The sequence below is a fragment of the Pseudomonas sp. FA117 genome (assembly GCF_057370475.1).
Genome location: NZ_CM170675.1, coordinates 5,788,403 through 5,801,362, shown reverse-complemented (window position 1 = coordinate 5,801,362; position 12,960 = coordinate 5,788,403). Strand labels below are relative to the sequence as shown.

9 protein-coding genes are annotated in these 12,960 nt (G+C 64.2%); 4 read left to right on the top strand and 5 right to left on the bottom strand.

The genetic code is table 11. From position 1 onward, the window contains the following. Positions 1 to 74 precede the first annotated feature (74 nt). Complete coding sequence (gene pdxY / locus AC1TXO_RS26475) at positions 75 to 947, top strand: pyridoxal kinase PdxY (RefSeq protein ID WP_486404445.1); 873 nt, start codon at positions 75 to 77, stop codon at positions 945 to 947. A 1-nt stretch (position 948) separates the two neighbouring features. Here the strand turns inward: pdxY and AC1TXO_RS26470 are convergent, their stop codons facing one another. Then, the gene (locus tag AC1TXO_RS26470; RefSeq protein WP_486404444.1) at positions 949 to 1,428 is read right to left on the bottom strand and encodes an acyl-CoA thioesterase; all 480 of its coding nucleotides are present in this window, start codon (positions 1,426 to 1,428) and stop codon (positions 949 to 951) included. 326 nt (positions 1,429 to 1,754) lie between these two features. Here AC1TXO_RS26470 and AC1TXO_RS26465 point away from each other — a divergent pair, with 326 nt between their 5' ends. Continuing rightward, on the top strand, positions 1,755 to 3,515 hold the full coding sequence (locus AC1TXO_RS26465) for a cation:proton antiporter (protein ID WP_486404443.1): 1,761 nt from the start codon (positions 1,755 to 1,757) through the stop codon (positions 3,513 to 3,515). Positions 3,516 to 3,651: 136 nt separating this feature from the next. Here AC1TXO_RS26465 and AC1TXO_RS26460 read toward each other — a convergent pair whose 3' ends face one another. From AC1TXO_RS26460 to uvrD, 3 genes are all read right to left on the bottom strand, one after another. Beyond that, entirely contained in the window at positions 3,652 to 4,059 is a 408-nt protein-coding gene (locus AC1TXO_RS26460) for an SMI1/KNR4 family protein (protein ID WP_486404442.1), read from the bottom strand. 117 nt (positions 4,060 to 4,176) lie between these two features. Beyond that, entirely contained in the window at positions 4,177 to 5,028 is an 852-nt protein-coding gene (locus tag AC1TXO_RS26455) for a Tim44 domain-containing protein (protein WP_486404441.1), read from the bottom strand. A gap of 160 nt (positions 5,029 to 5,188) precedes the next feature. Then, the gene (uvrD, locus tag AC1TXO_RS26450; RefSeq protein WP_486404440.1) at positions 5,189 to 7,372 is read right to left on the bottom strand and encodes a DNA helicase II; all 2,184 of its coding nucleotides are present in this window, start codon (positions 7,370 to 7,372) and stop codon (positions 5,189 to 5,191) included. A gap of 142 nt (positions 7,373 to 7,514) precedes the next feature. Between uvrD and AC1TXO_RS26445 the strand changes: the two genes are divergently transcribed. Beyond that, positions 7,515 to 10,379 (top strand): putative bifunctional diguanylate cyclase/phosphodiesterase, encoded by a 2,865-nt coding sequence (locus AC1TXO_RS26445; protein ID WP_486404439.1) that lies wholly within the window; start codon positions 7,515 to 7,517, stop codon positions 10,377 to 10,379. 33 nt (positions 10,380 to 10,412) lie between these two features. Here the strand turns inward: AC1TXO_RS26445 and zwf are convergent, their stop codons facing one another. Beyond that, positions 10,413 to 11,855, bottom strand: a complete 1,443-nt coding sequence (gene zwf / locus AC1TXO_RS26440) for a glucose-6-phosphate dehydrogenase (RefSeq protein ID WP_486404438.1) — start codon at positions 11,853 to 11,855, stop codon at positions 10,413 to 10,415. A gap of 104 nt (positions 11,856 to 11,959) precedes the next feature. Between zwf and hexR the strand changes: the two genes are divergently transcribed. Beyond that, entirely contained in the window at positions 11,960 to 12,826 is an 867-nt protein-coding gene (hexR, locus tag AC1TXO_RS26435) for a transcriptional regulator HexR (protein ID WP_003253273.1), read from the top strand. Positions 12,827 to 12,960 lie beyond the last annotated feature (134 nt).

Here is a 12,960-nt window from a genome sequence, read left to right as displayed (position 1 = left end):
CCTGTCGTACAGGTGGCTTTCGGGTTCATACTGCTCGGCCTTCACTTATTCACACAGCTTCGGAAATCTCCTGCATGAAACGTACGCCGCACTTGCTCGCCATCCAGTCCCACGTGGTCTTTGGCCATGCCGGAAACAGTGCGGCGGTGTTTCCCATGCAGCGCATCGGGGTCAATGTCTGGCCGCTCAACACCGTGCAGTTCTCCAATCACACCCAGTATGGCCAGTGGGCCGGGGAAGTGCTTGCGCCGGCACAAATTCCTGCGTTGGTGGAAGGCATTTCCAACATCGGTGAACTGGGGCACTGCGATGCGGTGCTCTCGGGCTATCTGGGCAGTGCCGAGCAAGGCCGGGCGATTCTTGCGGGCGTCGAGCGGATCAAGGCGGTCAACCCGCGCGCCTTGTACCTGTGCGACCCGGTGATGGGGCACCCGGAAAAGGGCTGCATCGTACCGCAGGAGGTCAGCGACTTCCTGCTCGACCAGGCGACTGCTGTGGCGGACATTCTCTGCCCGAACCAGCTCGAGCTCGACAGCTTCTGTGGCCGGCCTGCGCAATCGCTGCAGGATTGCGTCGCGATGGCGCGCAGCCTGCTGGAACGCGGGCCACAGGCGGTGCTGGTCAAGCACCTGTCCTACCCGGGCCGTGCCGAGGATGCCTTCGAGATGTTGCTGGTGACCCGCGAGCAGACCTGGCACCTGCGCCGTCCGCTGCTGGCCTTCCCGCGTCAGCCGGTCGGGGTCGGTGACCTGACCTCGGGGCTGTTCCTGGCACGGGTGCTGCTGGGTGATACCTGGCAGCAGGCCTTCGAGTTCACCGCGGCCGCGGTGCATGAAGTGCTGCTGGAAACCCAGGCCTGCGCCAGCTACGAACTGCAACTGGTGCGGGCGCAGGATCGTATCGCCCATCCGCGGGTACGGTTCGAGGCGCAGGCGCTGGCGTTCTAGATCACTCGGTCTTCAGATCCTGATAGCGCTTCTCCAGCTCCTGGCGGATCTGGCGGCGCTGCTGGCCCTGCAGGAAGCGGCGCTTCTCTTCGCTGTTCTGCGGCTGGCGGGGCGGCACGGCAACCGGGCGGCGGTTGTCGTCGACCGCGACCATGGTGAAGAAGCAGCTGTTGGAGTGGCGCACCGAGCGTTCACGGATGTTTTCGGTCACCACCTTGATGCCCACTTCCATGGAGGTATTGCCGGTGTAGTTGACCGAGGCCAGGAAGGTCACCAGCTCGCCGACATGCACCGGCTCACGGAAGATCACCTGGTCGACCGAGAGGGTCACCACGTAGCTGCCGGCATAGCGGCTGGCGCAGGCATAGGCGACTTCGTCGAGGTACTTCAGCAGGGTGCCGCCATGTACGTTGCCAGAGAAGTTGGCCATGTCCGGAGTCATCAGGACGGTCATGGTCAGCTGGGCGTTTCCGGGTTCCATAGTGTGCTCACGGTGAGGTTGCGCTGAAACGGGGCGGGTATCTGCAGACACTTCTAATCCCCCTCTGTTGAGGTTTGCCATCCTGGAAACGGACGTCGTTCGACATTCCTTCGTCACGCCGATCATGCCATTAGCCTGTGCGGTTTTGCCGATCTGTTTCTACATATTGCACCGGCGTTTGACGAGCGGACGCGATGTTACCCTGAGTACGCCCATGCAACATGGGCGCATCTTCATTCAACACAATCTGTACTTGCTGCTCGATCGGGGGTCCCTGGCAGAGGAGCGGTCTGCCCCCCGTGCGTAGAGAAAAGGAGTGCCACGCCATGCATGCCATAAGCTTCATCCAGGATCTGGCCGTGATCATGCTGGTGGCAGGGGTGGTAACCATTCTTTTCCACAGGCTGCGCCAGCCCGTGGTGCTGGGCTATATCGTCGCCGGCTTCATCATCGGTCCGCACACGCCGCCGTTCGGGCTCATCCACGACGAAGACACGATCAAGACCCTGGCCGAGCTCGGGGTGATCTTCCTGATGTTCTGCCTGGGCCTGGAGTTCAGCCTGCGCAAGCTGTTCAAGGTAGGGGCGACGGCGTTCATCGCGGCGTTCCTCGAGATCGTGCTGATGATTTGGATCGGCTTCGAGATCGGTCGCTGGTTTGGCTGGAATACCATGGACTCGCTGTTCCTCGGCGCGATCCTGGCGATTTCCTCGACCACCATCATCGTCAAGGCGCTCAACGACCTGAAGATGAAGAACGAGCGCTTCGCCCAGCTGATCTTCGGTGTGCTGATCGTCGAGGACATCCTCGGCATCGGCATCATCGCCCTGCTTTCCGGGATCGCGGTCAGTGGTTCGGTCAGCTCCGGCGAGGTGTTCTCCACCGTCGGCAAGCTGTCGCTGTTCATGATCGTGGCGCTGGTGATCGGGATTCTGCTGGTGCCGCGGCTGCTGGCCTATGTGGCGAAGTTCGAGAGCAACGAGATGTTGCTGATCACCGTGCTGGGGCTGTGTTTCGGTTTCTGCCTGCTGGTGGTCAAGCTGGAATACAGCATGGTGCTGGGGGCGTTCCTGATCGGGGCGATCATGGCTGAATCGCGGCAGCTGCTGAAGATCGAGCGGCTGATCGAGCCGGTACGCGACCTGTTCAGTGCCATCTTCTTCGTCGCCATTGGCCTGATGATCGATCCGCAGGTGCTGATCGACTACGCCTGGCCGATCGTGGTGATCACCCTGGCTGTGGTGCTGGGCAAGATGCTCTCCTGCGGCATGGGCGCCTTTATTGCGGGTAACGATGGACGCACCTCACTGCGTGTAGGGATGGGGCTTTCGCAGATTGGCGAATTCTCCTTCATCATCGCGGCCCTGGGCATGACCTTGCAGGTCACCAGCGACTTCCTCTATCCGGTCGCGGTGGCGGTTTCCGCCATCACCACGCTGCTGACCCCCTACCTGATCCGCGCGGCCGACCCCTTGTCGATTCGTCTGGGCAAGGTGGTGCCGCAGCGCCTGTCGCGGGTACTGTCGCTGTATGGCGAGTGGCTGCGCAATATCCAGCCCCAGGGCGAGGGCGCCATGCTGGCGGCGATGATCCGGCGCATCCTGCTGCAGGTTGGCGTCAACCTGGCGCTGGTGATCGCGATCTTCTTCAGCGGCGGCTATTTCGCCGTGCGTATCGGCGCCTGGCTGAGCGAATGGATCGGTGATGTCGGGCAGCAGAAGGCGGTGATCTGGGGGGCGGCGTTGCTGTTGTCGCTACCGTTCCTGATTGCCGCCTATCGCAAGCTCAAGGCTTTGTCGATGCTGCTAGCGGAGATGGGGGTCAAGCCGGAAATGGCCGGGCGCCATACCCAACGTGTGCGTCGGGTGATTGCCGAGGTGATCCCGGTGCTGTCGCTGCTGGTGATCTTCCTGCTGCTGTCGGCGCTGTCGGCGAGCATCCTGCCGACCAACGAACTGCTGCTGATCATCGCCGTGGTAGCGGCGGTGGTGGTGGCCGTGCTCTGGCGCTGGTTCGTGCGGGTGCACACGCGCATGCAGATCGCACTGCTGGAGACGTTGGAGAACAGTCGCGATCACTCGCACTGAGCGGCAGAACGCTGTCTGCGCCGGAGCTCATCGCAGTCCGAGGGGATCAGGCGGTAGCGATGTCGCCAGGCGCAGAAAGCCTGGCGATTCTACGGGTGGTTAGTGGCAAAACGCTATTGTTTTGGCCTGGACTGTTTCAGCTTTCCAGCCAGACATCCCGCGCCCAGTGCCACACCGATTCCCAGCTGTCTTCTCCGACGATCTCTTCCTCGGCATCCCACAGCACTACGGTGCCGTCTTCCTCGACGCAGTAGTAATTGTCGCCGTCCTTGCACAGCGGAATCAGTTCACGCGGTACGCCGGCATCCCAGGCGTTGGCTGCGACCTCCGGCAGGTAGGTGTGCGATTGCGGATCGGTGACGGTAACGGGCTCCAGGGAACCGTAGATCACATCACTGACGGTCAGCAGGAACTCCTTGAAGACAAAGGGAATGTTGATGAACAGTTGCTCCTCGATCTCGACCAGCTGATCTTCGTCGGGAAGCTCCAGGGGCACCGGTACCGGTTCGTTGGCTTCACGGAGTTGTTCGATCACTTCTTCCACGGTTCACTTCCTCTGACCTGTATGACAAGGCTGCGCGTTATACCCTAGTAGCCCAGTGTGGCAAAAGCAAAAACCCCGGGACACAGGCCCGGGGTTTTTCTGTGAAGCGCGTCAGGATCAGCCGTTCTGGCGGATACCGGCGAGCATCCAGGGCTGATTTTCACCCTGCGCACGCTCCATGTGCCAGCTTTCGCTGAAGGCTTCGCCCTGGTCGAAGCGCGAGTTCTTCGACACACCACGGAAGGTCAGGGTGGCGATGGTCTTGTCGGCACGGTCTTCGACGCCTTCCAGTTGCACGTCGAGGTCGTCGATGTAGGTGGACTGGAAGCCCTCGCCCTGTTCGGCGCGCTCGCGCTTGAGGAACTCGAGCATTTGCGGGGTGACGAACTCGGCGATCTTGTCCATCTCGTTCGCGTCCCAGTGCTGCTGAAGCGTCTGGAAGTGGTTGCGCGCAGCAGCCAGGAAGCTCTGCTCGTTGAACCAGGCCGGAGCGTTGATGACCGGTGCGGCGGCAACAGGTGCTGCCGAACCACCGAAGATCGACTGTGCAGGCTGCTGAGGCACTTCACGCTGGTAAGGGGCGTGACCGGCAGCGGCGGCAGCTTGCGGCTGCTGCTGGCGACGGCGCGCGGCGATGAAGCGGAAGACCAGGAAGGCGATCAGGCCCATGATCAGGAAGTCGAGGATCTGCATGCCCTGGAAGCCGTCGCCCATGAACATGGAGGCCAGCAGGCCACCGGCGGCGAGGCCGGCCAGAGGGCCCAGCCAGCGCGAAGCACCGCTGGCAGCGGCCGGCGCGCGGCCAGGAGCGGTCGGCGTGGCGGCAGGCGTGGTTGGGGAGGCCTGGCGGGTCTGGTGCATGGGCGCAGCGCCCGAGCTCTTGCCGCCGCCGAAGCGCTTGGCGTTGGCGTCGAGGCTCAGCGTCAGGCCGACGCAGAGCGCCAGTGCGATGCTAAGAAAACGTTGCATAAGATGGGATTTCCCGTTTTGTGGATTGCACGCGCGTCATGGTGCACATGAACCAAGAGACATGGCTAGCGCAAGAATGTTTCGAGCTTTTGCCTGATCCTGTAGGCGGCATCTGAATCTGGTGTCTGAAAGGGGATCGCGGCCTGGGCCGCGATGGCCCTCAGATCGCTTCCAGCTTGGCATACCCCAGCATCAGCCACTTGCTGCCTTCATCGAAGTTCACCTGCACCCGTGCCTGGGCTCCGGAGCCTTCGAAGTTGAGGATGACGCCCTCGCCGAACACCGAATGCTGCACGCGCTGGCCGAGGCTGAAGGCGGTCTGCGGGATGCTGGCGTTGGCGAACAGGCTGCTGGCCTGGGTCTGTGCGCCGCCGAACGGGCGGCTGACCGAGTTGGACAGGCGCACTTCCTGGACCAGGCCTGCCGGGATTTCCCGTACGAAGCGCGACACCTTGTTATAGGTTTCGCTGCCATACAGACGACGGGTCTCGGCGTAGGTCATGACCAGCTGGCGCATGGCCCGGGTGATGCCGACATAGGCCAGGCGACGCTCTTCTTCCAGGCGCCCCGGCTCCTCCAGGCTCATCTTGTGCGGGAACAGGCCCTCTTCCATGCCGACCAGGAACACGTAGGGGAACTCCAGGCCCTTGGCGCTGTGCAGGGTCATCAGCTGGACGCTGTCCTCGTGTTCGTCGGCCTGGGCGTCACCGGCCTCGAGCGAGGCATGGCCGAGAAACGCCGACAGCGGCGACAGGTCGGCGTCTTCTTCGCTGGATTCGAAGTTGCGCGCCGCGCTGACCAATTCCTCAAGGTTTTCCACCCGTGCCTGACCCTTTTCACCTTTTTCTTCCTGGTGATAGAGAATCAGCCCGGACTGCTCAATGACGGTCTGGGTCATCAGGTGCAGTGGCATTTCGCTGACCTTGGCCGCGAGGTTTTCCATCAGCTCGATGAACCCGCCCAGGGCGCTGGCCGCACGGCCCTTGAGCGCCTTGGCGGCGAGCAGCTGGCACATGGCGTCCCACATCGACAGCTGGCTGTGGCGGGCATGTTCGCGGATCGCTTCGACGGTCTTCTCGCCGATGCCGCGTGGTGGCACGTTGATGACCCGCTCCAGTGCCGCGTCGTTGCCGCGCCCTTCGAGCAGGCGCAGGTAGGCCATTGCGTTCTTGATCTCGGCGCGTTCGAAGAAGCGCTGTCCGCCGTAGATGCGATAGGGAATGCGCTCGCGCAGCAGCGCCTCTTCAAGTACGCGCGACTGGGCGTTGGAGCGATAGAGGATGGCGATGTCGCTGCGCGCATTGCCGTCCTTGATCACCCGCTCGATGCTTTCCACCACGTAGCGCGCTTCGTCGTGTTCGTTGTAGGCCGCGTACAGGGTGAGGGGTTCGCCCTCGCCCAGATCGGTCCACAACTCCTTGCCCAGCCGCCCGCTGTTGTTGGCGATCAGGGCGTTGGCCGCCTTGAGGATGCCACCGGTGGAGCGGTAGTTCTGCTCCAGGCGGATCAGCTCGGCGTCGGGGAAGTCGGCGGTGTACTGGTGGATGTTCTCGATCTTCGCGCCGCGCCAGCCGTAGATCGACTGGTCGTCGTCGCCTACCGCCATCAGGCTTTCGCCGCCGCCGGCGAGCAGGCGCAACCAGGCGTACTGCACGGCGTTGGTGTCCTGGAACTCGTCCACCAGCAAGTGGCGGAAGCGGCGCTGGTAGTGCTCCAGCAGGCCGGGGTGGTCGCGCCACAGGTCCAGGGCGCGCAGCAGCAGTTCGGAGAAATCGATGACCCCGGCGCGTTCGCAGGCCTGCTCGTAGGCCTCGTAGATGCCGCGCATGGTGGCCAGGAACAGGTCGCCGCTGGCCTGGATGTGCTGTGGACGCAGGCCCTCGTCCTTCTGCCCGTTGATGAACCACTGGGCCTGGCGCGCCGGCCAGCGCTGCTCGTCGAGGCCCATCTCGCGGATCACCCGCTTGACCAGACGCTGCTGGTCGTCGCCGTCGAGGATCTGGAAGTTCTGCACCAGGCGCGCTTCCTGCCAATGGGCGCGCAGCAGGCGGTGGGCCAGGCCGTGGAACGTGCCGACCCACATGCCGGCCGGGTTGATGCCCAGCAACTGCTCGATGCGGTGGCGCATCTCTGCCGCCGCCTTGTTGGTAAAGGTTACCGACAGGATCGAGTGCGGCGAGGCCTGCTCGACCTGGATCAGCCAGGCGATACGGTGCACCAGCACGCGGGTCTTGCCGGAGCCGGCGCCGGCAAGCACCAGTTGACGCCCGCGCGGGGCTGCTACGGCCTGGCGCTGGGCGTCGTTGAGGGAGTTGAGCAGGAGGGAGAGGTCATCAGTGTGCATGCCGCCATTCTAGGGTGGCGCGGGGGCTGCGGGCAAATGCGCGGGCATTTGTGAAATCATGACGCGCAGCAGTTTGGCCTGGCGTTGCGCTTGTGTATGCTCCGTGCACGTTCGCGGCTGACCATTATAAGAACACTGCCATATGACCCAGAATTGCGTGGTGATCGACGCATCACCCGAATCGACAAGGAGCGTTCGCAGGCAATTCGCAACCCAGCTCTCCATCGAGCGGACCCGCCTGCTTTACCAGGGCTCCCTGCTGCCCACCCTGTTCATGTTGCTCAACGGCCTGCTCAGTGCCTGGCTGCTGTGGAGCCCTGCGCGCTACCTGCTGGTCGCTGTGTGGCTGGTCTGGCTGCTGGCGCTGGTGGCCTTGCGCGTGATCCAGGTGGCGGCTTTCGATGCGGCGCCGCCGGCGCGCCAGGCCAAGGCCAGCTGGTGGCGCATGTTTCTTGGCGGCTCGGCCTTCAGTGGCCTGACCCTGGCCTGCGCTGCGGTGGCCCTGGTGCCCGTGGACAGTTTCGTCCAGCAGGCCTGGGTATTCGGCCTGCTGGGGGCGGCGGCGCTGTCGGCGAGCGTTGCCTACGCGGTCAGTCTTCCGGCCTTTCTCAGCTTCGTGCTGCCTGGGCTGCTGCCGCCGATCGGTTTTCTGTTCCTTTATCAGGACGGCCTGCAGCGAGGTTGGGGCTGGTTGGGCCTGATCCTGCTCGGCGCCTTGATGGTGGTGGCCTGGCAGGTCAATCGGCTGATCGAACGCGGCCTGCTGCGGCGCTTCCAGAACCAGGCGCTGATCGAGCACCTGCAGGGCGCGCAGCGCCATGGTGAACAGCTGAACCTGGCCCTGAGCGCGGAAATCCGCCAGCGCCGCCATGCCGAAGAGCAACTGCGTCAGGCCCATGCAGGTCTCGAACAACGTGTGAGCGAGCGTGGCCGTGAGCTGGACCTGGCCAACCAGGCCCTGGGCACCAGCGAGCAGCGCCTGGCGCTGGCGCTCGAAGCCAGTGAGTTGGGCTTGTGGGACTGGGACCTGCAGACCGACGAAGTCCACCACACCCAGCTGCACGCGTTATTCGGGCTGGACCCGGGGCAGGTGCGCTCGGTGCGCGCCGACCTCAAGCCGCGGCTGCATCCGGACGACCTGCCGTTGCTGCGGCGCACCCTGGTCGAGCACCTCAAGGGGCGGACCGACGACTACCGTGTCGAGTATCGGGTACGCCACACCCAGGGACGCTGGTGCTGGATCGAGGACCGCGGCAGGGCGGTCGAGCGTGACGCAGCCGGCAAGGTGCTGCGCATGCTCGGTACCCGCCGCGACATCACCGCGCGCAAGGAGCAGGAAGAGCAGCAACGGCTGGCCGCCACGGTGTTCGAGGCGGCCAGCGAAGGCATCGCCATTCTCGACGCCGACTTCCAGCTGCTGGCGGTCAACCAGACCTTCTGCAACCTCACCGGCCATGGCCGTGAAGACCTGATCCTGCGCAACCTGCTGGAGCTTTCCTGCAGCCGTGATGCGCGGCGGCACAGCCAGGCGATCCACCAGGCCCTGGAGCAGCAGGGACGCTGGCAGGGCGAGCTGGTCGAGGCGCGGCGCAGCGGCGAGCTCTATCCGCAGTGGCTGCAACTCAATGGCGTGCGCGATGGTCGGGGCAACATCAGCAATATCGTCGCCTTTTTCACCGACCTGTCGGCGCGGCGCGAGTCGGAGGAGCGTCTGCGCTACCTGGCCCACTACGACGAGCTCACCGGCCTGGCCAACCGTGCATTGTTCCGCCTGCGCCTGCACGAGGCGCAGCAGCGCGTGCGCCTGAACGGGCGCAGCCTGGCCCTGCTGCACGTCGACCTGGACCGCTTCAAGCTGCTCAATGAAAGCCTCGGGCATGAGCTGGCCGACCAACTGCTGAAGAAGATGGCCCAGCGCCTGGCCAATGCCGTGCCGGAGGCTGATACCGTGGCGCGGATTTCCGGCGACGAGTTCGCCGTGCTGTTCGATGGCTACAGCAACCTCTCCAGCCTGGTGCGGGTGACCACGCGCCTGCTCGACAAACTGCGCGTGCCGCAGCGGGTGGACGGGCACGAAGTGGTGATCAGCGCTTCGGTGGGCATCAGTGTGCTGTCGGATGCCGGTTGCGACCTCAACGCATTGGTCAGCCAGGCCGACATGGCCAAGCAGCACGCCAAGCACCTGGGGGGTGACAGTTTCCAGTTCTACACCGAGAGCCTGCGTGCCAGCACCCTGGAGCGCCTGCAACTGGAGAACCACCTGCGCAAGGCGCTCGACGACAACCAGCTGCTGGTCTACTACCAGCCCAAGCTGTGCCTGCGCAGTGGCCGCCTGCATGCCGCCGAGGCGCTGGTGCGCTGGCTGCACCCGCAGTGGGGCATGGTGCCGCCGGGCGAGTTCATCGGGCTGGCCGAAGAAACCGGGCTGATCGCACCGATGGGCGAGTTCGTCTTGCGCCAGGCCTGCTGGCAGGCTTGCGAATGGCTGCGCCAGGGCCTGGAGGTGCGCGTCTCGGTCAACCTGTCGGTGTACCAGCTGCGCCAGGGCAAGGTGGTCAGCCTGGTTCGCCAGGTGCTCCAGGAGACCGGCCTTGCACCGCATCTGCTGGAGCTGGAACTGACCGAAAGCCAGTTGCTCGATAACGTCGAGCACATCATCGCCACCTTCCAGCAGCTGCATGCGCTGGGGGTAAAGCTTGCAATCGACGATTTCGGCACCGGTTATTCATCGCTGAGTTACCTCAAGCGCTTCCCGGTGGACTACGTGAAGATCGATCAGGCTTTCATTCGCGGTCTGCACGAGGGCAGCCAGGATGCCGCGATCATCCGGGCGATCATCGCCATGGCCAAGAGCATGTCCCTTGAGGTGGTGGCCGAGGGGGTGGAAACCCAGGAACAGCTGGCGTTCCTGCGCGAGCAGGGGTGTGACGAGGCCCAGGGTTACCTGATCAGCCGGCCGATCGATGGCGCAGCGTTCAAGGCCCTGCTGGAACGCTCGCGAAGATGAACATCGCCCCCGCTACGGGCGCGGGGGCGGTATTCAGAGGTGCCAGTGCCGGCCCTGATGGGCCAGCAGGCTGTTGGCCTGCTCGGGGCCATTGCTCCCTGCCGGGTAGGGTTTCGGCGCCTGGAAGTGTTCCTCCCAGCCCTTGAGGATCGGATCGATCCAGGCCCACGCGGCCTCCACTTCGTCGCGGCGCATGAACAGCGTCGAGTCGCCGTCCAGCACGTCCAGCAGCAGGCGCTCGTATGCCTCCCAGCGACGGGTCTGGGCGAAGGCCTGGGCCAGGTTCAAGTCGAGCTCGACCGGCGCCAGGTGCATGCCTCGACCGGGGCTCTTGGTCATCATGCGCAGGCTGATGTGCTCGTCGGGCTGCAACTGGATCAGCAACTGATTGACCTGCCCGCCCGCGAACAGCTCGTGAGGCACCGGTTTGAACTGGATGACGATCTGCGACGAGCGCCGTGCCATGCGCTTGCCAGTGCGCAGGTAGAACGGCACGCCCGCCCAGCGCCAGTTCTCGATGTGGGCCTGCACGGCGACGAAGGTCTCGGTGTCGGTGTCGTTGTCGACGTCTTTCTCGAAATAGTAGGCGGGCACTTCCTGGCCGCCGATCTTGCCGGCGCTGTACTGGCCGCGCACGGTCTTGTCCTGCACGTCCTGGTCGCGGATCGGCTTGAGGGCACGCAGGATCTTGACCTTCTCGTCGCGCACCGCTTCGGCCTCGAACTGCGCTGGCGGCTCCATGGCCACCAGGCACAGCAGCTGCAGCAGGTGGTTCTGCAGCATGTCGCGGGTGGCGCCGGCGCGGTCGTAGTAGGCGCCGCGGTTCTCGACTCCCAGGGTTTCGCAGACGCTGATCTGCACGTGATCGACCTGGCTGTTGCGCCACACGGGCTCGAGCAGGGCGTTGGCAAAGCGCAGGGCCATGAGGTTCTGCACGGTCTCCTTGCCCAGGTAGTGGTCGATGCGAAACACCTGGGACTCGTCGAACACCGCGCCGATGGCTTCGTTGATCGCCGTGGCCGACTCCAGCGAGTGGCCGATGGGTTTTTCCAGGACGATGCGCGCTTCGCTGTCGGCCAGACCGGCCAGGCGCAGGTTGTTGGCGATGGGCACGAAAAGGTTGGGTGCGGTGGCCAGGTAGAAGATCCGTGTCAGCCCGCCGGGTTCGCCGAGGTAACGGGCCAGGCGGGCGAAATCGGCGCCCTGGGAGGCGTCCATGGCGAAGTAGTCCAGGCGCGCCGAGAAGCGTTGCCAGACCTCCTCGTCGAAGTCGTTGCGGGCGATCTGCGCCCGGCAGTGACGCTCGGCGAGCCTGAGGTAGTCGTTGCGCGGCAGGGGGCGGCGGGCCAGGGCGATGATGCGCACGGCGTTGTGCAGGCGGGCCTCGCGGTACAGCTGATAGAGCGCCGGCAGCAGCTTGTGCAGGGCCAGGTCGCCCGTGCCGCCGAAAACCAGGATGTCGCAGGGGATACTCAAGCCAACACTCTCCCACGTTCGTTTAGCTGGGCGGTTTGCCGGTCATGTAGTATAACTACAAGATAGCTACATCCCGGCCAGTCGATCATAACCGAGTCCAGCCTGTGAATCTGTTGCAACATATCGCTCAATCGCGCCACCTGCTGCGCAAATCGGAACTGAAAGTGGCCGACCACGTGCTGCTCGATCCGGCTGCCGTCATGCACAGCTCGATGGCCGATCTTGCCCACAGTGTTGGCATCAGCGAACCGACCATCGTGCGTTTCTGCCGTGCGATCGGCTGTTCGGGCTTCCAGGACCTCAAGCTCAAGCTGGCGCAAAGCCTGGCTGCAGGGGCGAGCTTCGGCCAGTTCGCCATCCATGAAGACGACTCGGTAGCCGACTACAGCCTGAAGATCTTCGACACCACCCTGCACACGCTGATGGAGGTGCGCGAGCACCTCGACCCGCAGGCGTTGCAGCAGGCGGTGAGCGCCATGGCCCAGGCCCAGCGTGTGGAGTTCTACGGTTTCGGGGCCTCAGGCGCGGTCGCCGCCGATGCCCAGCACAAGTTCTTCCGCTTGCTGCTCAGCGCCGCGGCCTATTCCGACCCGCACATGCAGGCGATGTCGGCGGTCACGCTCAAGCCGGGTGATGTCGCCGTGTGTATCTCGCAGTCGGGACGTTCGAAAGACCTGCTGATCACCGCCAATCTGGTGCGCGAGAGCGGTGCCAACCTCATCACCCTGTGCCCGAGCCAGACGCCGCTGGCGGAGCTGTCGACCGTCAACCTGGCGATCGACGTGCATGAAGACACGGAAATCTACACTCCGCTGACCTCGCGCATCGCCCACCTGGTGGTGATCGACGTGCTGGCGATGGGTGTTGCCATGGCGCGTGGCCCGAGCCTGGTCAACCACCTCAAGAGCGTCAAGCGCAGCTTGCGCAGCCTGCGACTGTCGCCCAAGTCGATCAAGGCGACCGACGACTGATCGCGCTGCTACCGCACCGGCCTCTGTGGGAGCGGGTTTACCCGCGAAAGGGCCGGTACGGGCAATGAAAATTCACGATTCTGTCACCATTTATCAGCCAAACCGTAAACCCCTGCAGCCAACCTGAAACTCCC

What these genes read in the sequence shown, in the direction of transcription:
- pdxY (WP_486404445.1), top strand. Translation starts at nt 75, where the DNA reads ATGAAACGTACGCCGCACTTGCTCGCCATCCAGTCCCACGTGGTCTTT.
- uvrD (WP_486404440.1), bottom strand. Translation starts at nt 7,372, where the DNA reads ATGCACACTGATGACCTCTCCCTCCTGCTCAACTCCCTCAACGACGCC.
- AC1TXO_RS26445 (WP_486404439.1), top strand. Translation starts at nt 7,515, where the DNA reads ATGACCCAGAATTGCGTGGTGATCGACGCATCACCCGAATCGACAAGG.
- AC1TXO_RS26455 (WP_486404441.1), bottom strand. Translation starts at nt 5,028, where the DNA reads ATGCAACGTTTTCTTAGCATCGCACTGGCGCTCTGCGTCGGCCTGACG.
- AC1TXO_RS26465 (WP_486404443.1), top strand. Translation starts at nt 1,755, where the DNA reads ATGCATGCCATAAGCTTCATCCAGGATCTGGCCGTGATCATGCTGGTG.
- AC1TXO_RS26470 (WP_486404444.1), bottom strand. Translation starts at nt 1,428, where the DNA reads ATGGAACCCGGAAACGCCCAGCTGACCATGACCGTCCTGATGACTCCG.